Here is an 18674-nt window from a genome sequence, read left to right on the forward strand (position 1 = left end):
GGTAAGACCCAAATGGAAGTCATCCTGCTGGAAAAAATCGCCAATCTGGGCAACCTGGGCGACAAAGTGAACGTTAAAGCCGGTTACGGCCGTAACTTCCTGCTGCCGCAAGGCAAAGCCACCGCTGCCACCGAAGCCAACGTTGCTGCTTTCGAAGCACGTCGCGCCGAGCTGGAAAAAGCTGCTGCCGAGAAGAAAGCTTCCGCTGAATCTCGCGCTGCTCAGCTGGCTGAACTGGAAGTCACCATCACCGCCACCGCTGGCGATGAAGGCAAGCTGTTCGGTTCCATCGGCACCCACGACATCGCTGACGCCCTGACCGCCTCCGGCGTTGAAGTGGCCAAGGCTGAAGTTCGTCTGCCGAACGGCACCATTCGCCAGGTTGGCGAATACGACGTAGCTGTGCACCTGCACACCGACGTCGAAGCCACCGTCAAGGTGGTTGTGGTCGCTGCTTAATCAAGTAGCCGCCAAGCGGGCTTGCGCTGTAGCGTAGGTCTGCTGACAATCGGGCACGGTATCGCTCTGCGATCCGTGCCCTTTGTTTTTCTATCGCAGCATTTTCTCCCCGAGCCTATGAACGACATCAGCATTCCCGAGCAATACGACCTGCAGACTGCCGCCCTGAAAGTGCCGCCGCACTCCATCGAGGCGGAACAGGCAGTGCTCGGCGGCCTGATGCTCGACAACAATGCCTGGGAGCGCGTGCTCGATGGGGTGTCGGATGTCGATTTCTATCGCCATGACCATCGCCTGATCTTCCGCGCCATCTTCAAGCTGGCCGAGCGTAACGAACCCTTCGACGTGGTGACCCTGTCCGAGCAGTTGGACAAGGAAGGGCAGCTATCGCAGGTTGGTGGCCTGGCTTATCTCGCCGAGCTGGCGAAGAACACGCCGTCGGTGGCCAACATCAAGGCCTATGCGCAGATCATTCGTGAGCGCGCCACGCTGCGCAAACTTATCAGCATCAGCAACGAGATTGCCGACAGTGCCTACGCCCCGGAAGGCCGCACCGGCGAGGAAATTCTCGACGAAGCGGAGCGCCTGATCTTCCAGATCGCCGAAGACCGCCCCAAGACCGGTGGGCCGGTGGGTATCAACGACATTCTGGTCAAGGCCATTGACCGCATCGACACGCTGTTCAACAACGGTGACGCGATCACCGGTCTGTCCACCGGCTTCGATGATCTGGATGGCAAGACCAGCGGCCTGCAGCCGGCCGATCTGGTGATCGTCGCCGGTCGTCCGTCGATGGGTAAGACCACTTTCGCCATGAACCTGGTGGAAAACGCCCTGATGCGCAGCGACAAGGCGATCCTCGTCTACTCGCTGGAAATGCCCTCGGAATCCATCGTGATTCGTATGCTGGCGTCCCTGGGGCGCATCGACCAGACCAAGGTGCGTGCCGGTCAGCTCGACGACGACGACTGGCCGCGCCTGACCAGCGCGGTCAACCTGCTCAACGACCGCAAGCTGTTTATCGACGATACGGCGGGCATTTCCCCCAGCGAGATGCGCGCGCGTACGCGGCGCCTGGCGCGCGAGCATGGCGAGATCGGCCTGATCATGGTCGACTACCTGCAGCTGATGCAGATTCCCGGCTCCAGCGGCGACAGCCGGGTCAACGAGATTTCCGAGATCTCGCGCTCGCTCAAGGCCCTGGCCAAGGAATTCAACTGCCCGGTCATCGCCCTGTCGCAGCTCAACCGCTCGCTGGAGCAGCGCCCCAACAAGCGCCCGGTGAACTCGGACCTGCGTGAATCCGGAGCGATCGAGCAGGACGCCGACATCATCATGTTCGTCTACCGAGACGAGGTCTATCACCCGGAGACCGAGTACAAGGGCGTGGCCGAGATCATCATCGGCAAGCAGCGTAACGGCCCCATCGGCACCGTGCGTCTGGCCTTCCTCGGCAAGTATTCTCGTTTCGAGAACCTGGCGCCGGGTAGCTACCAGTTCGAAGACGAATGAGATTCTCAGCCCGGGCGTAGTAGGGGCGAGTTCTGTAGCCCGGATGCAATCCGGGGCTCTCGGCGCAGAAGCTCCCGGATACGCTCCAGATCAATGAAAACGGGCGCCCAGCGGTTAAGATGGGCGCCCGTTTTTCGTTCAGGCCTTCTGTCATGCGTCCGCTTGCCGCCATCGTCGACCTTTCCGCCATCGCTCATAACTACGCCGCCGCCAAGCGCTGCGCGCCCGGGCGTCAGGCCTTCGCGGTGGTCAAGGCCAATGCCTACGGGCATGGCGTGCGCGAGGTGGTGACGGCGCTGCACGATGTCGCCGATGGTTTTGCCGTGGCTTGCCTAGAGGAGGCCGCAGAGGTACGGGCGATGCATGGTCAAGCGCGCATTCTGCTGCTCGAAGGTTGCTTCGAGGCCAGTGAATACGCCATTGCTGCGCAGCTGGGCCTGGATGTGGTGCTGCGGAGTGCAGCGCAGGCCGAGGCGCTGCTTACCAGTGAACTGGTGCGCCCGCTCAATGTCTGGCTAAAGCTGGACTCGGGTATGCATCGTCTGGGGTTTGAGGCTGCCAGTCTGCGTCAGTGGCACGCCAGGCTGGAAGATGCGGGGCAAGTGGCAGAGCTCAACCTGCTTAGCCACTTCGCATGCGCCGACGAGCGCAATCACCCGCTCACCGAGTTGCAGGTCGAGCGTTTTCTCGAGGTGCTGGATCTGGATTTCAACCATCGCTCACTGGCCAACTCGGCGGCCGTGCTGACCATTCCTGCCGCGCATATGGACTGGCTGCGCCCCGGCATCATGCTCTATGGCGCCACACCGTTCGCCGAACTGAGTGCGCGTGAGCTCGGCCTGAAACCGGCCATGACCCTGGCTGCGCGTGTGATCGCCGTGCGTGAGGTGGCGGTCGGTGAGAGCGTTGGTTATGGCGCGACCTGGGTGGCCGAGCGGCCTTCGCGTATTGCCACGGTCAGCTGCGGTTATGCCGATGGTTATCCGCGCCATGCGCCCAGCGGCACGCCGGTGCTGGTCGAGGGGCAGCGTGCTGTGCTGGCGGGCCGGGTGTCGATGGACATGCTGGCGGTAGATATCACGGACCTGCCCGAGGCCGATATCGACTCGCCGGTGGAGCTGTGGGGCAGCCAATTGCCGGTGGATGAGGTGGCCACAGCGTGCGGCACCATCGGCTACGAGTTGCTGACCAAGGTCACCGCGCGGGTGCCTCGGCGCTATATCGGCTGATCAGGCCAGCCCGCTCGGGACTTTCAGTACGTCCAGCTCCAGGCAGGCCTGCTCGCTGAGCTCGCCATCGTCGCCATGCACGCATAGGCCCGAACGCCCTTGCTCCTTGACCCGGTAAAGAGCTGTATCGGCTGCTTTGTAAATGCCAGTGAAGTTCTTCGCATGGCGCGGATAGAGCGCCACGCCGATGCTGATGGTCACCTGCAGACGTTCGGCGCCGTAGTGCACGGGGGTCGCCAGCTCAGCCAGCAGGCGCTCGGCAATTTCCCGGGCCTGGCTTTCGGCATCGCTGCCACAGATCAGCGCGGCGAACTCATCGCCGCCCAGGCGGGCCACCGCATCACCGGCGCGCACATGTTCACGCAGGCGCCTGGCAATTACCTGCAGCATCAGATCACCAGCCGCGTGGCCAAAACGGTCATTGATCGGCTTGAAGTGATCCAGATCGATCAGCAGCAACGCGATGCTTTCCTTGTGCCGCTCGGCGTGCGCCAGGGCTGATTCGCAGCGCTCGACCAGGTAGCGACGGTTGGGCAGTTCGGTGAGCGAGTCGTGGAAGGCGGCGTACTGCAGTTCGCGCTCGCGGTCGCGCAACTGCTCGTTGGTTGCAGCCAGTTCAGCGGTACGCATGGTCACTGCCGCCTGAAGTTCGTCGGCGCTGGCCTGCAGTTGGGCCAGGCGTGCGGTCTTCTCGCGGTCCGCCTGCTGCAGCGCGACAGCGCGTTCCTGCTTGAGTATCTGGATGCGATAAGCCAGGGCAAAGGAGAACAGGATGGATTCGGCGGCCACGGCCAGCGGGAAGATGTGAGCGTTCCACTCGGCTGGTTGCAGCACGCCGGTGGTGCGCAGCAGGAGGATGCTGACGCTGCCCAGGACCAGACCGTAGCCGTAGAGATACAGCAGCGCCGGGAAGAAGCCCTGGCGCCAGCGGATCAGGGCGCTGCCCAACGCAGCGGGGATGCTGGTCAGTGAGAGCAGGGCGATGGCCCATGCGGCCAGGTAACGCTGCTCGAACAGGTTCAGGACGATGGCGATGAGATAGATCACGCAGGCCATATTCAGCAGGTGATGCGCCCAGCGCACGTAGATACGCGTTTGCAGCAGGGCCTGGGTGAAGCGGCTGGCGAACAGCCCCCACAGCGATGGCAGGGTAATGCGGTCGAGCCATGGCGGTACCGCATGATTCGGCCACAGGTACTGCGCGCCGTGGCCGGTCATGCTCATGATGAACAGCAAGGCGAAGGCGGTAGTCAGTACGTACCAGAAATAAGCCTTGTCGCGCAGCGAGATAAGGATGAACAGGTTGTACAGCAGCAGCGCGAAGACCACGCCATAGATCGCGCCGAGCGCCAGGTTCTCGCGGGCTGCCAGTTGCGTGAGGTCTTCGAGTTGCCAGATGCGCAGGGGGAAGGAGTTACCCGCCGGATCGAAGGCGCGCAGATAGAGGGTCATGGGCTGCTCGCCAATCGCGGGCAGGTCGAACACCATGCGGCGGTAGGGATGGTCGCGGCTCTCGGTGAATGGCACGCGTTCGCCAGCCTGTCGTAGTTGCCAGCCGCCCTGTGCATCGGCCTGGTAGAGCTGCAGGTCGAGCTGGGTCACCGAGCCGACTTCCAGCACCCAGCGCTCGGGTGCCTGCTCATCACGCTGCAGGGTGAGTTTGACCCACCAGGGGTTCAGACTTTGGCCAACGCTGGCGCGGCCATTGGCGGGCTGAAAGCGTGCCTGCTGTTCGGGGGCGGAAATGTTGTCGATGCTCAGTGTGCCCTGAGTATCCTCCAGTAGCTCGATATGGGCATTGAGCGGCATGCCGCTACTGGCGTCGGTGAGCACCATGGATGCGTGTGCCAGGCCGCAAGCGGACAAGCCCAGCAAAACAACGAGCAGGAGGATATGGCGCTGCAGCATGGGTTTCCCGAAAACAGCTGGCCGATTTTCTGAGCATATGCTCAGGATTGTTATCCGACGTAAACAAATATGGCATTAGGCTACTGCTCAGCCATGGCGGCTACTTTCATCCTTCTTGTTATCCGGATGGCATCTTGGCTAGCCCTGCATGGAAGGGAGCGGCGCCCATTTTTTCGTGGCTTGCGCGGCATCATTAAACCCAGTGCGATAGTCTGGTTTGGTCAATTTTTGTGCTATCATCCGCGCCCCTCGTGATAGCCCGCTGATCAAAAATTATGCAAGCCGCCAAGCCGTTGTTCGACTATCCCAAGTACTGGGCCGAGTGTTTCGGGCCTGCGCCCTTCCTGCCGATGAGCCGGGAAGAGATGGATCAGCTTGGCTGGGACAGCTGCGACATCATCATCGTTACCGGTGATGCCTATGTCGATCATCCTTCGTTCGGCATGGCCATCATCGGTCGCCTGCTCGAGGCTCAGGGCTTTCGGGTCGGCATCATTGCCCAGCCGGATTGGCGCAGCAAAGACGACTTCATGAAGCTCGGCGAGCCGAACCTGTTCTTCGGCGTGGCGGCGGGCAACATGGACTCGATGATCAACCGCTACACCGCAGACAAGAAGATCCGCTCCGACGACGCCTACACACCCGGCGGTCTCGCCGGCAAGCGCCCCGACCGCGCCAGCCTGGTTTACAGCCAGCGCTGCAAGGAGGCCTATACCCATGTGCCGGTGGTGCTCGGTGGCATCGAGGCGTCCTTGCGCCGTATCGCCCATTACGACTACTGGCAGGACAAGGTGCGCCGCTCGATCCTGATGGACGCCACCGCCGACATCCTGCTCTACGGCAACGCCGAGCGTGCCGTGGTGGAAATCGCCCAGCGCCTGTCGCGAGGCGAGAAGGTCGAGGCCATCACCGATGTGCGCGGTACTGCATTCATCCGCCGCGATACGCCCGAGGGCTGGTTTGAGGTCGACTCGACCCGTATCGATCGCCCCGGCCGCGTCGACAAGATCATCAACCCCTACGTCAATACGCAGGACACCGAGGCCTGCGCCATCGAGCAGGCCAAAGGGCCGGTCGAAGACCCGAATGAAGCCAAGGTCGTGCAGATTCTCGAAAGCCCGCGCATGACCCGCGACAAGACGGTGATCCGCCTGCCGTCGTTCGAGAAGGTGCGCAACGACCCTGTGCTCTACGCCCATGCCAACCGCGTGCTGCACCTGGAAACCAACCCGGGCAACGCTCGCGCGCTAGTGCAGAAGCATGGCGAGGTGGACGTCTGGTTCAACCCGCCACCCATCCCCATGACCACCGAGGAAATGGACTACGTGTTCGGCATGCCCTATGCGCGTGTGCCGCACCCAGCGTATGGCAAGGAGAAGATCCCGGCCTACGAGATGATCCGTTTCTCGGTGAACATCATGCGCGGCTGCTTCGGCGGCTGCACCTTCTGCTCGATCACCGAGCACGAGGGCCGCATCATCCAGAACCGTTCGCACGAGTCGATCATCCGTGAGATCGAGGAAATGCGCGACAAGGTGCCGGGCTTCACCGGCGTGGTCTCCGACCTCGGCGGGCCGACCGCCAACATGTACCGCATCGCCTGCAAGGACCCGGAGATCGAGAAGCACTGCCGCAAGCCGTCGTGCGTGTTCCCCGGTATCTGCGAGAACCTCAATACCGATCACTCCTCCCTGATCGAGCTGTACCGCAAGGCGCGTGCGCTGCCGGGCGTGAAGAAGATTCTGATTGCTTCTGGCCTGCGCTACGACCTGGCCGTCGAGTCACCGGAGTACGTCAAGGAGCTGGTGACCCACCACGTCGGCGGTTACCTCAAGATCGCCCCGGAGCACACTGAGCGCGGCCCGCTGGACAAGATGATGAAGCCGGGTATCGGCAGCTACGACCGCTTCAAGCAGATGTTCGAGAAGTACTCGAAAGAGGCGGGCAAGGAGCAGTACCTGATCCCGTACTTCATCGCCGCTCATCCGGGCACCACCGACGAGGACATGATGAACCTCGCCCTGTGGCTCAAGCGCAACGGCTTCCGCGCCGACCAGGTACAGGCCTTCTACCCGTCGCCGATGGCCACGGCCACGGCCATGTACCACTCGGGCAAGAACCCGCTACGCAAGGTCACCTACAAGAGCGATGGCGTGGAGATCGTCAAGAGCGAGCAGCAGCGTCGCCTGCACAAGGCCTTCCTGCGCTATCACGATCCGAAAGGGTGGCCGCTGCTGCGTGAAGCGCTGGAGCGCATGGGCCGTAGCGATCTGATCGGCAATGGCAAGCATCAACTGATCCCCACCTACCAGCCGCAGAGCGACGAGTACCAGAGCGCCCGACGCAAGAACTCCACGCCGGTCGGCAGCAAGAAGGCGGGTAATGCAGGCAAGATGCTCACTCAGCACACGGGGCTACCGCCTCGTGCCAGTGATGGCAGCAAGCCCTGGGACAAGCGTGAGCAGGCCAAGGCGGCGGCTGAGGCGCGTAACCAGCAAGCCGCGCGTGAACGTGCTGGCGCTGGCAAAGGCAAGGGCAAGAAGCCTGGGAAGAAGCCCGCAGTACCGCGCTGAATCATCAGCAGCACTCACGAAAAAGCCAGCACAGTGCTGGCTTTTTCGTTGCAGAAGCCCTAGCCAGCGCCTCGTAGGGTGGGCTTCAGCCCACCACCGTCGCCGTGACGTGCGGCTTGTCTCAATCCGTGCTGAAACGGCAGGTCAGGTAGCGATTGCTCGGGCCATAGCGCAGGATCGACCACAAGCGCCTGAACAGGTAAAACGGGTGGCTGCGGTAATACGCCAGCACTGCATTGCCGACACCTTCCGAGCGGTGTTGGCGTACCTCCTTTTTCGCTGACTTCTTGAACAGCCCGGAAAACTCCCAGCGCTGGATCTGCTCGAAACGCTCATGCGGGTGCAGCCCATGGCGGCTGAACAGGCGCGCGAAGCTGGCCGGGCTGAAGTCATGCAGGTGGTGCGGGTTGCCGTCGAGTGTCGGTGTGGTCGGCACCGAGGCAATGATACGGCCGCCCTGGGCCAGCAGTCGTACGAGGTTTTCTGCCAGGCGCAGCGGGTCTGGCAGATGCTCGATGGTTTCCAGGCTGACGATGCTGTCGAAGCCTGAACTGTCGGCGAAGGTTTCGGCATTGGCGCACTGATAGCGCAGGTTGGGTCGCTGATAATTCGCCTGCGCGTAGGCAATGGCTTCGGGATCGATGTCGATACCGGTGATCTGCTTGTCCGGATGCCGTTCGGCCAGCAATGCACTGCCATATCCACAGCCGCACGCCATATCGAGCACGCGCGAGCCTGTCAGCGCGTCGCTGGCGAATTCGTAGCGCTGCATGTGCAACTCGAGAGTGGCCAGGTCGGCGGCCAGGCGATCATCCATCTTCAAGGGATAGATGCGTTCAAGGGTGTGCATGGCGGCCTGTCCTTGGGCTGCGGAAGTGTTCGTAGTCTGTTGCTTGCCGATAGGGGCTGCAAGCATCTCCCTTGGTTTCATGGCGCAGCTTGTGAGGGTTGGCTTGTCTATTTTCTGGTACTATAGTTCCAGAATATAAAAACAACAGTGGAGCTCCCATCATGCGCCTTGCCGCCCCCTCGTTTATTGCTCTGTCCTTGCTGCTGACAGCATGCGGGGAGAGCGAAGCGCCGCCCGTGGCCAGTCTCGACTTTCAGAAGCAACTGCAGACGCAGCTGATCAAGGCCAAACCGGGTGAGGTAATCGAGATTCCCGCCGGCACCTGGCAGCTCGACCGCAGTCTTAGTCTCAAGGTCAGTGGCGTGACGTTGCGCGGTGCCGGCATGGATCAGAGCATCCTCAACTTCAAGGGCCAGAAGTCCGGCGCCGAAGGGCTGTTGGTGAACGCTTCCGACTTCACCATCGAGGACCTGGCGCTGGAGGACACCAAGGGCGATGCGCTCAAGGTGGTTGGCGGCCAGAACATCATCATCCGTCGCGTGCGCACCGAGTGGACCAATGGCCCGGCTACCGAGAATGGTGCCTATGGCATCTATCCGGTACAGACCGAGAATGTGCTGATCGACGGCGTGGTGGCCATCGCTGCCTCGGACGCCGGCATCTACGTCGGCCAGTCGCGCAACGTGGTGGTGCGCAACAGCCGTGCCGAGCGCAACGTCGCCGGTATCGAGATCGAGAACACCATCGGTGCCGACGTTTACGACAACGTCGCCACCGGCAACACCGGCGGCATTCTGGTATTCAACATGCCCAACCTGCCGCAGCCAGGACACACCACACGCGTCTACCGCAACAAGGTCGAGAGCAACAACCACAAGAACTTCGGCCACAAGGGCACGCCAGTCGCCAGTGTGCCGGCGGGCTCTGGCGTGCTGGTCAACTCCAACGACAAGGTGGAGATTTTCGATAACGATATTGGCGACCACCGCACGGCCAACGTGATCGTCAGCAGCTACTTCAGCACCGGCTACACCGACCTCTCCACCGAGGCGGACTTCGATCCCTACCCGGAGGCCATTCATATTCATGGCAACCGCTTCGGACCGGGCGGCGACAGCCCCGACAACCTCGAGCTGAAAGCGCTGAGGCTGGCCAAGTTCGGTCTCAATGGCCGCCTGCCGGACATCCTCTGGGATGGTTACGTGAACCCTGAAAAACTGGTCGATGGCAAGCTGCCGGCTGAGTTGGCCATCTGCATCGACAATGGCGATGCCGGCATCGTCAACGTCGACGGCCCCGGCGGCTACAAGAACATCAGCACGGACATCGAGCCGCACCGCTGCGAGCTGCCTCGTCTTCCTGCCGTCGAGCTGCGCGCAGCCCTGGCCGAGGCAGGTAAGTAAGTATGAAGTGCGCCTGGCTGTTGATCGCCGCCTCGCTGCTCGGCGCCTGTGAGCAAGCGCGTACGCCCCTGTATCTGCCCGGCAGTGAAAACTACCCGCACAAGCTCAGCGCCTGGGGTGTGCTGCAACAGCGTGACGGCCAGTTGCAGCCAGTCGAAGGTGTACAGCCCTACGATCTGAATACGCCGCTGTTCACCGATTATGCGCACAAGCTGCGTACGATCTGGCTGCCCGAAGGGAGCCATGCTCGCTATGCCGAAGCGCGTTTCGATTACCCCGTTGGCACCGTGCTGAGCAAAACCTTCTACTACCCGATCGATACCCAGGGCCGGTTGCAGCGCAGCGAGCAGCACGATGTCGAGGCGGTGGAACTGAAGCGGGTACGGCTGATCGAGACGCGCATCCTGCTACGTCAGGAACAGGGCTGGGTTGCCCTTCCTTACATCTGGGACGAGGCGCAACGCGAGGCCACGCTGGACTGGGCAGGCGCCAGCTTCGATCTGCAACTGCATGATGAAACTGGCGAGGTGCTGGCGGTCGACTATCAGGTGCCCGATGCCAACCAGTGTGCGGGCTGTCACGAGGAGCAGGCGGGCAAGGGCGTACAACCTCTGGGGCCGAAGGCGCGTCATCTGAACAAGGATTTCGCCTATGCCGATGGAGCGGCCAACCAGTTGTTGCACTGGCAGGGTATCGGTTTTCTGCAAGGCGTTCCGGCTGACATGGCCGGCGTTCCACGCAACGCCCTGTGGGGCGCGCCGCGTGAAGGGGAGAGTCTGGAGCATCAGGCGCGTAGTTATCTGGATGCCAACTGCTCGCACTGCCATAACCCTGAAGGGCCGGGGCGTACCTCAGGTTTGTATCTCGATCCGGCTACACCGCTGAGCATCGCCTATGGTCTGTGCAAGCAACCCGTGGCCGCGGGCAAGGGCTCCGGTGATCGCCTGGTGGACATTCATCCCGGTACGCCGGAAAAATCGGTGCTGAGCTTCCGCCTGCACAGCACCGATCCCAGCATCATGATGCCCGAGCTGGGCCGCTCCACCTCCCACCGCGAAGGGCTGGAGGTGATCGACCGCTGGATCGCCAGTCTCGACGGCGAGTGCTGAAGTCGCGCTTAATTATCATCAGTGCTGCCGACGCCTGCTCTATAGTTGTGCATCCATCCGAGCTTGGTGCGGACAATGCCCTGATAAGGTGCTTGTGGGGTGCGGCACGCTGGGAAACAAGCGGGTTGCCTCTGGCATAAGTCTTGCGCTGCACTGAGTATCGTCCAGGCTAGCAGGAGGCCGCCGTGTCGATTCATGTCGCGCTGCACCACGTCACCCACTACCGCTACGACCGTGCGGTGAACCTTGGGCCACAAGTCGTACGTTTGCGGCCGGCGCCGCACAGTCGCACACGCATCCTTTCCTATGCGCTGAAGGTCGAACCGGGCCAGCACTTCATCAACTGGCAGCAGGACCCGCAGGGCAACTACCTGGCGCGCCTGGTGTTTCCCGAGAAGACCCGCGAGTTCAAGGTCGAGGTGGACCTGGTCGCCGAGATGGCGGTGTTCAACCCCTTCGACTTCTTCCTCGAACCCTACGCCGAGCGCATTCCCTTCGCCTACACCGAGGGCGAGCAGCGCGAGCTGGCGCCGTACCTGGTTAAGCTGCCGGCCACGCCGCTGTTCGCCAAGTACCTGGCCGGCATTTCCCGCGAACCGGTGCCCAGCATCGATTTTCTGGTCGAGCTGAACCAGCGCCTGTCGGCTGACATCCGCTACCTGATCCGCATGGAGCCGGGCGTGCAGACGCCGGAACAGTCGCTCGAGCTGGCCGCTGGTTCGTGCCGCGACTCGGCCTGGCTGCTGGTGCAACTGTTGCGTCACCTGGGCCTGGCGGCGCGCTTCGTCTCTGGCTACCTGATCCAGCTCACCGCCGACGTCAAAGCTCTCGACGGCCCCAGCGGCACCGACAAGGACTTCACCGACCTGCATGCCTGGTGCGAGGTGTACCTGCCTGGTGCCGGCTGGGTCGGTCTCGACCCGACCAGCGGCCTGTTCGCCGGTGAAGGCCATATTCCGCTAGCCTGCAGCCCGGAGCCATCCTCGGCGGCGCCGATCACCGGCGGACTGGACGAGTGCGAGGTGGAGTTCGAGCACCTGATGAGCGTCGAGCGTGTGTGGGAGGCGCCGCGCGTCACCAAGCCCTACAGCGAGGCGCAGTGGCAGGCGATCCAGGCGCTGGGCCGGCAGATCGACGATGACCTGCACAAGCACGACGTGCGCCTGACCATGGGTGGCGAGCCGACCTTCGTCGCCCTCGATTACCCTGATGACGACGAGTGGAACACCGCCGCACTGGGGCCGAACAAGCGCCGCTTGGCCGCCGATCTGTTCTACCGTCTGCGCAGTCACTATGCGCCCAAGGCGCTGGTGCACTTCGGCCAGGGCAAGTGGTACCCCGGCGAGCAGTTGCCGCGCTGGTCGCTGAACTGCTTCTGGCGTCGTGATGGTGAGCCGCTGTGGCACGACCCCAAGCTGTTGGCCGATGAGAAGCGCGGTTATGGCGCTACGGCAGAAACGGCCTCGCGCTTTCTCGCCACCCTGGCGGCGCATCTGGGCGTAGATGGCAGCAACGTTTTCCCGGCCTATGAGGACTGGTTCTACTACCTGTGGCGCGAGCGCAAGCTGCCGGACAACGTTACCCCGGATGATCCACACCTGAGCGACCCACTGGAGCGCGAGCGCCTGCGCAAGGTGTTCGATCAGGGCCTCGATGCCGTGGTTGGTCACGTGCTGCCGCTGGCGCGTCAGGTGGTGGGCGAGGGCTGGCAGAGCGGGCGCTGGTTCCTGCGTGACGAACATTGCCGCCTGCTGCCCGGTGACTCGGCGCTGGGCTATCGCCTGCCGCTGGATTCGCTGCCCTGGGTCAGTCAGGCCGACTACCCCTACGTCAATCCGGTCGACCCCAGTCAGGCGCTGCCGCCGTTGCCCAGCCCGGCGCAGATCCAGCGTCAGCTGCGCGGTGTCTGGCGCGGCGCGAGTGCTGGCCCGCAGAGCGCGCGTCCGGCCAGTGGGCAATCGGCCGCCGGCATCGTGCGCACCGCGCTCTGTGCCGAGCCGCGCGAGGGGCGCCTGTACCTGTTCATGCCGCCGCTGAGCCATCTCGAAGACTACCTGGAGCTGGTCGCGGCCATCGAGGCCGTGGCGGCCGAGCTCAATTGCCCGGTCTTGCTGGAAGGCTACGAGCCGCCGCTGGACCCGCGCCTGCAGTACTTCCGCGTCACCCCCGATCCGGGTGTGATCGAGGTCAACATCCACCCAGCCGCAAGCTGGGATGAGCTGGTCGAGCGCTGCGAATTTCTCTACGAGGCAGCGCGGCAGTCGCGCCTGTCCAGCGAGAAGTTCATGATCGACGGGCGCCACACCGGCACCGGCGGCGGCAACCACTTCGTCCTCGGCGGCGCCACGCCGGGGGATTCGCCCTTCCTGCGCCGCCCCGACCTGCTGCGCAGCCTGATCAGCTACTGGCACAACCATCCGTCGCTGTCCTACCTGTTCAGCGGTCTGTTTATCGGCCCGACTTCGCAGGCGCCGCGCGTGGACGAGGCGCGCAACGATGCTCTGTATGAGCTGGAGATCGCCTTCGCGCAGATGCCCGAGCCGGGTCGCGACTGCCCGCCCTGGCTGGTCGACCGCCTGCTGCGCAACCTGCTGGTGGACGTCACCGGCAACACCCATCGCGCTGAGTTCTGCATCGACAAGCTGTACTCGCCGGACTCGGCCAGCGGCCGCCTCGGCCTGCTCGAGCTACGCGCCTTCGAAATGCCGCCGCACGCGCAGATGAGCCTGGCCCAGCAACTGCTGCTGCGTGCGCTGATCGCGCGTTTCTGGCAGGAGCCCTACCACCCGGCGAAGCTGGTGCGCTGGGGCACCGAACTGCATGACCGCTACCTGCTGCCGCATTTCGTCGAGCAGGATTTCGCCGACGTGCTGCAGGAGTTGGGCAGCTTCGGTTATCGCCTACGCAGTGAATGGTTCGCCCCGCATATGGAGTTCCGTTTCCCCAAGGCCGGCGATTTCGTGGTCAAGGGCATCGATCTGGAGCTGCGCCAGGCGCTGGAGCCCTGGCATGTGCTGGGCGAGGAGGGCGCAGTCGGCGGCACCGTGCGTTACGTCGACTCGTCGCTGGAACGTATGCAGGTGAAGGTGAACGGCATGGCGCCGGATCGCTACGTGCTGACCTGCAACGGCGTGCCGGTGCCGTTGCGCCCGACCGGCAAGGTTGGCGAGTTCGTCGGTGGTGTGCGTTTCCGCGCCTGGCAGCCGGCCAGTTGCCTGCAACCGACCATCGGCGTGCACGCGCCGCTGGTGTTCGACCTTGTCGACACCTGGATGCAGCGCTCGCTGGGCGGTTGCCAGTACCATGTGGCACATCCGGGTGGGCGCAACTACGACAGCCTGCCGGTCAACGCGTACGAGGCCGAGAGCCGGCGCCTGGCACGCTTCTTCCGCCTGGGCCACAGCCCGGGCAAGCGCCCTGTCATGCAGCCGATAGACAATAATGAACTGCCGATGACCCTGGATCTGCGTCGCTTTTGACGACATGTTGCTCACCTGAGTGTCGGCTACCGCGATCAGTCCCCTCGCCCCTCTGGGGAGAGGGGCAGGGAGAGGGGAGAGTGGGCGACTTCGCGCTTTTTTCAGCCCTCTCCCCGGCCCCTCTCCCATAAATGGGAGAGGGGAGTTTAAAGCCGCACCGCCTTGCCACTGCCGAGCCTGCCATGCACGACCTGCTAGCCGATTACCCGCCGCCTAACGGCGCCTACCACGAACTGCTCGACGCCAAGGGCAACGTGCGCCCGCACTGGCGCCGCCTTTATGAACAACTGGTACGCAGCCGCCCGGAGCATCTGGCGCAGCGCGAGGCCATGCTGGCGCGGCAGATCCAGGAAAACGGCGTTACCTACAACGTCTATGCCGACCCCGACGGCGCCGACCGACCCTGGGAACTGGACCTGCTGCCCAACCTGATACCGGCTGACGAGTGGCAGCAGATCGCCGCCGGCGTTGCGCAGCGCGCGACCCTGCTCAACCGCGTGCTGGCCGATCTCTACGGTCCGCAGAAACTGATCGCCGAAGGCCTGCTGCCGACCGAGCTGGTGTTCGGCCACAACAACTTCCTCTGGCCGTGCCAGGGCATGCAGGCGCCTGGAGGCACCTGGCTGCACCTGTACGCGGTGGATCTGGCCCGGGCGCCGGATGGTCGTTGGTGGGTCACCGCCGACCGCACCCAGGCGCCCTCCGGTGCCGGTTATGCGCTGGAGAACCGGCAAATCGTCTCCCGCGCCTTCCCCGAGCTGTACCGCGATCTGCGCGTGCAGTACCTGGCCGGTTTCTTCCGTACCCTGCAGGACACCCTGGCACGCCAGGCGCCGAGCGGCGGTGAGACGCCATTGGTGGTACTCCTCACGCCAGGGCGTTTCAACGAAAGCTACTTCGAGCACCTGTACCTGGCGCGTCAGCTCGGCTACCCGCTGGTCGAAGGCAGCGACCTGACCGTGCGCGATGCCACTCTCTACCTCAAGACCCTGGCCGGCCTGCGCCGCGTGCACGCGGTGCTGCGCCGCCTCGACGACGACTACTGCGACCCGCTGGAGCTGCGCACCGATTCCGCCCTCGGCGTGCCCGGCCTCCTTGAAGCCGTACGCCGTGGTCGCGTGCTGGTGGCCAATGCCCTGGGCAGCGGCGTGCTGGAGTCGCCCGGCTTGCCCGGTTTCCTGCCGGCGATCAGCGAGCATCTGTTGGGTGAGGAACTGCTATTGCCGTCCATCGCCAGTTGGTGGTGCGGCGAGCCGCCGGTGCTGGACGAGGCGCTGGAGAAGCTCGACCAGTTGCTGGTGCGCCCGGCGTTCCCCTCGCAGAGCTTTACGCCGGTGTTCGGTCGTGACCTGGACGAGGCGCAGCGCGCCAAGCTGGCCGAACGACTGCAGGCACGCCCCTACGCCTATGTCGCGCAAGCGCGGGCCAAGTTGTCGCAGGCGCCGGTGTGGGATGGTAGCGGTTTGCAGCCGCGGGCCATCGGCATGCGCGTGTTCGCCGTGGCCAGTGCCGATGGCTATCGGGTGATGCCCGGTGGCCTGACCCGCGCGGCCGCCGAGGCCGATGCGGAGGTGGTGTCGATGCAGCGCGGTGGGGCGAGCAAGGACACCTGGGTGCTGGGCACGCGGCAGAGCGGCGGCGAGCCCTGGCAGACGCAACGCACCCTGGGCACTGCCGACCTGGTGCGCAGCGACCCCTTCCTGCCTTCACGCGTGGTGGAGAACCTGTACTGGTTCGGTCGTTACGCCGAGCGCTGCGAGGGCAATGCGCGCCTGCTGCGTATCATGCTGGCGCGCTACGTCGATGACGATGACGACCCGCAGGCGCTGCAGAGCGCGTTGGCATTGGCGCAGGATTTGGGACTGCTGGCAGATCCCGAGGAGGGCGAGCTGGCTGAGCGTCTGCTACAGGCGCTGCTGGGCAGTGACTGGCCGGCCAGCCTGCGCTCCAATCTGCAGCGCTTGCAGTGGGCCGCTGGCAGTGTGCGTGGCAAGCTGTCCCAGGCCAACTGGCAGGCGCTGGTGGAATTGCAGCGCGAGGCGCAGCTGCTCGAGGGCCAACCGGCCGACTTTGGCGAGCTGCTGGATTTTCTCAACCGACTGTTGATGTCGCTGGCGGCGCTGTCGGGCTTCGCCCTCGACGACATGACCCGCGACGACGGCTGGCGCTTTCTCATGCTCGGCCGCTATATCGAGCGTTTGCAGTTTCTCTGCGACAGCTTCGCCGGCTTCCTGCGTAGCGGTTCGGCCACTGACCAGTCGGCGCTGGAATGGCTGCTGGAGCTGGGCAATAGCAGCATCACCTACCGCACCCGTTACCTGGCTTCGGCGCAGTTGATTCCGGTACTCGACCTGTTGCTGCTCGATGAGCAGAACCCGCACGCCGTGATCTTCCAGATGCGCACCCTGCTGCGTTCGCTGGAAGGGCTCAACGAACGTTTCGAGCTGCCAGCCGAGCGCTACCTGGTCTATCTGGAGCAGCAGCTCACCGCCTTCAGCCTAGCCAGCCTGGAAAACCCATTGTTCGGCCCCGGTAGCACTCGGGCGGTGCTTGAAGGCCTGGCCGATTTGCTGGTGGCCATCAGTGAGGCCGCCGGCGCGGTCTCCGATCATCTCGGGCTGCGTTTCTTCGCCCATGTCGATGTCAGCCAGCGGACGCAATCCTCATGAGCAGCGCGTTGTATCAGGTGCTTCACGACACCCATTACCGATACTCGGCGCCGGTTTCCCTGGCCCAGCAGCTGGCGCACCTGTGGCCGCGTGACTGCCCCTGGCAGCGCTGCCACGAGCAGGAGCTGCGCATCGACCCGCAGCCCTGCCAGCGCCGCGACGGCCTGGACGTGTTCGGCAACCCACTGACTCGGCTGGTGTTCGAGCGCCCGCATGAGCAGCTCAGCGTCAGCGCACGGTTGCGCGTCGAGGTGCTCACGCGTGTGCCGTTGGAGCTGGACGACTCGCCGAACTGGGAGGCTGCGTGCGCCGCGCTCAGCTACAGCGGCAAACGGATGGAGCCTGCATTGCTGGAGGCAGCACGCTACCGTTTCGAGTCGCCCTACGTGCGTCTCAAGCAGGTATTCGCCGACTACGCCGACGATTGCTTCACGCCGGGGCGCCCGCTGCTGCAGGCATGTCAGGCGCTGATGCAGAAGATTTTCGACGAGTTCAGTTTCGATGCCGAAGCCACTCAGGTGGCGACGCCGCTGCTGCAGGTGCTGGAGGAAAAGCGCGGGGTCTGCCAGGACTTCGCCCACCTGATGCTCGCCTGCCTGCGCTCGCGTGGCCTGGCGGCGCGCTACGTCAGCGGCTACCTGCTGACCCAGCCACCACCCGGCCAGCCACGCCTGATCGGCGCGGATGCCTCGCACGCCTGGGTGTCGCTGTATTGCCCGCGGCAGGGTTGGGTGGATTTCGATCCGACCAACAACGTGCGTCCGGCACTGGAGCACATCACCCTGGCCTGGGGCCGGGATTTCTCCGACGTGTCGCCGTTGCGAGGGGTGATTCTGGGGGGCGGCAGCCACGACCCGGACGTGCAGGTGACGGTGCTGCCGCTGGGATGAGGTTCGTGGGAGGGCGCGACAGGCGCATCTCCCACGGTTTGTGGTGGCCTCAGTCGACCAGGGCCAGACTGCCTTTCATCAGCGAGTAGTGGCCAGGGAAGGAGCAGAAGAAGCTGTAGTCTTCGCCTGCCGCCAGCTTGCTGACATCGAAGGTTACCGAAGTGCTTTCGCCACCGCCGATCAGATCGGTATGGGCGATCACACGCTCGTCGCCGGCCTTGAGGTAGCTGGCATCAGGGCCGGCAGAGATGCCGTCGGTGGCCACGCCGGGCATGTCGGCGGTCTTGCTCAGCACCCAGTTATGGCCCATCGCGGTCTTGGGCAGCGAGCCGGTGTGCTTGAGGTTGACGGTGAAGGTCTTGCAGCTCTTGCTGACGGAGATGGCCTGGGTGTTGAAGGTCATCTGATCGGTCGACTCGACATCTACCGCGCATTCGGCAGCCAGAAGCGGTGTGCTGGCAAGTCCGAGCAGCGCCAGCAGGGCAACGTTACGCAACATCTTGATTCCTCCAGTTTCTGATAACCCGGTCAGGTCTGAAGAGACTCGCACAGCTGCCTGCGCTTATGGATGCGACCGAACGCCACGCCTGGTT

At 63.8% G+C, this 18674-nt stretch carries 12 protein-coding genes; 9 read left to right on the forward strand and 3 right to left on the reverse strand.

Features of this window, described 5'->3' with window-relative positions; translation table 11 throughout:
- The first annotated feature begins 12 nt into the window (after nt 1-12).
- The 3 genes from rplI (at nt 13) to alr (ending at nt 3200) form a co-directional block, all read left to right on the forward strand.
- Complete coding sequence (gene rplI / locus BLT86_RS22655; protein ID WP_017678673.1) at nt 13-459, forward strand: 50S ribosomal protein L9; 447 nt, start codon at nt 13-15, stop codon at nt 457-459.
- A 117-nt stretch (nt 460-576) separates the two neighbouring features.
- Nucleotides 577-1971 carry a replicative DNA helicase gene (dnaB, locus tag BLT86_RS22660; RefSeq protein WP_092379773.1) on the forward strand — a complete coding sequence of 465 codons (1395 nt, stop codon included), beginning with the start codon at nt 577-579 and terminating at the stop codon, nt 1969-1971.
- 152 nt (nt 1972-2123) lie between these two features.
- Nucleotides 2124-3200: an alanine racemase gene (gene alr / locus BLT86_RS22665; RefSeq protein ID WP_092379775.1), complete on the forward strand. Its 1077-nt coding sequence runs from the start codon at nt 2124-2126 to the stop codon at nt 3198-3200.
- Here alr and BLT86_RS22670 read toward each other — a convergent pair whose 3' ends face one another.
- Entirely contained in the window at nt 3201-5108 is a 1908-nt protein-coding gene (locus tag BLT86_RS22670; protein ID WP_092379778.1) for a diguanylate cyclase, read from the reverse strand. It lies immediately after the preceding gene.
- A 275-nt stretch (nt 5109-5383) separates the two neighbouring features.
- Between BLT86_RS22670 and BLT86_RS22675 the strand changes: the two genes are divergently transcribed.
- Nucleotides 5384-7681 carry a YgiQ family radical SAM protein gene (locus BLT86_RS22675; protein ID WP_092379781.1) on the forward strand — a complete coding sequence of 766 codons (2298 nt, stop codon included), beginning with the start codon at nt 5384-5386 and terminating at the stop codon, nt 7679-7681.
- A 121-nt stretch (nt 7682-7802) separates the two neighbouring features.
- Here BLT86_RS22675 and BLT86_RS22680 read toward each other — a convergent pair whose 3' ends face one another.
- A complete protein-coding gene (locus BLT86_RS22680; protein WP_017678678.1) occupies nt 7803-8531 on the reverse strand; it encodes a class I SAM-dependent methyltransferase in 729 nt (242 codons plus the stop codon).
- Between the two features lie 161 nt (nt 8532-8692).
- Here BLT86_RS22680 and BLT86_RS22685 point away from each other — a divergent pair, with 161 nt between their 5' ends.
- The 5 genes from BLT86_RS22685 to BLT86_RS22705 all read left to right on the forward strand — a co-directional run bounded on the left by BLT86_RS22685 (nt 8693) and on the right by BLT86_RS22705 (nt 18081).
- Nucleotides 8693-9934, forward strand: coding sequence for a parallel beta-helix domain-containing protein (locus BLT86_RS22685; protein WP_092379784.1), 1242 nt, complete (start codon nt 8693-8695; stop codon nt 9932-9934).
- A gap of 2 nt (nt 9935-9936) precedes the next feature.
- Nucleotides 9937-11043 (forward strand): SO2930 family diheme c-type cytochrome, encoded by a 1107-nt coding sequence (locus BLT86_RS22690; RefSeq protein WP_092379787.1) that lies wholly within the window; start codon nt 9937-9939, stop codon nt 11041-11043.
- 185 nt (nt 11044-11228) lie between these two features.
- Nucleotides 11229-14522, forward strand: a complete 3294-nt coding sequence (locus BLT86_RS22695) for a transglutaminase family protein (protein ID WP_092379790.1) — start codon at nt 11229-11231, stop codon at nt 14520-14522.
- A 182-nt stretch (nt 14523-14704) separates the two neighbouring features.
- Nucleotides 14705-17191: a circularly permuted type 2 ATP-grasp protein gene (locus tag BLT86_RS22700; protein WP_072423257.1), complete on the forward strand. Its 2487-nt coding sequence runs from the start codon at nt 14705-14707 to the stop codon at nt 17189-17191.
- Nucleotides 17188-18081 carry a transglutaminase family protein gene (locus BLT86_RS22705; RefSeq protein ID WP_072423256.1) on the forward strand — a complete coding sequence of 298 codons (894 nt, stop codon included), beginning with the start codon at nt 17188-17190 and terminating at the stop codon, nt 18079-18081. The genes BLT86_RS22700 and BLT86_RS22705 overlap by 4 nt, the downstream gene beginning before the upstream one ends.
- 49 nt (nt 18082-18130) lie before the next feature.
- On the opposite strand, the gene azu is transcribed toward BLT86_RS22705, so the two are convergent.
- Nucleotides 18131-18580 carry an azurin gene (gene azu / locus BLT86_RS22710; protein ID WP_017678694.1) on the reverse strand — a complete coding sequence of 150 codons (450 nt, stop codon included), beginning with the start codon at nt 18578-18580 and terminating at the stop codon, nt 18131-18133.
- Nucleotides 18581-18674 lie beyond the last annotated feature (94 nt).

Source organism: Pseudomonas sihuiensis (assembly GCF_900106015.1).
In the GTDB taxonomy this organism is placed as follows: domain Bacteria; phylum Pseudomonadota; class Gammaproteobacteria; order Pseudomonadales; family Pseudomonadaceae; genus Aquipseudomonas; species Aquipseudomonas sihuiensis.

Excerpts from the sequence above, each read along its gene's own strand:
- BLT86_RS22670 (WP_092379778.1), bottom strand. The coding sequence starts at position 5,108 with ATGCTGCAGCGCCATATCCTCCTGCTCGTTGTTTTGCTGGGCTTGTCC.
- BLT86_RS22690 (WP_092379787.1), top strand. The coding sequence starts at position 9,937 with ATGAAGTGCGCCTGGCTGTTGATCGCCGCCTCGCTGCTCGGCGCCTGT.
- azu (WP_017678694.1), bottom strand. The coding sequence starts at position 18,580 with ATGTTGCGTAACGTTGCCCTGCTGGCGCTGCTCGGACTTGCCAGCACA.
- BLT86_RS22680 (WP_017678678.1), bottom strand. The coding sequence starts at position 8,531 with ATGCACACCCTTGAACGCATCTATCCCTTGAAGATGGATGATCGCCTG.
- BLT86_RS22705 (WP_072423256.1), top strand. The coding sequence starts at position 17,188 with ATGAGCAGCGCGTTGTATCAGGTGCTTCACGACACCCATTACCGATAC.
- alr (WP_092379775.1), top strand. The coding sequence starts at position 2,124 with ATGCGTCCGCTTGCCGCCATCGTCGACCTTTCCGCCATCGCTCATAAC.
- BLT86_RS22700 (WP_072423257.1), top strand. The coding sequence starts at position 14,705 with ATGCACGACCTGCTAGCCGATTACCCGCCGCCTAACGGCGCCTACCAC.
- BLT86_RS22685 (WP_092379784.1), top strand. The coding sequence starts at position 8,693 with ATGCGCCTTGCCGCCCCCTCGTTTATTGCTCTGTCCTTGCTGCTGACA.
- BLT86_RS22675 (WP_092379781.1), top strand. The coding sequence starts at position 5,384 with ATGCAAGCCGCCAAGCCGTTGTTCGACTATCCCAAGTACTGGGCCGAG.
- rplI (WP_017678673.1), top strand. The coding sequence starts at position 13 with ATGGAAGTCATCCTGCTGGAAAAAATCGCCAATCTGGGCAACCTGGGC.
- dnaB (WP_092379773.1), top strand. The coding sequence starts at position 577 with ATGAACGACATCAGCATTCCCGAGCAATACGACCTGCAGACTGCCGCC.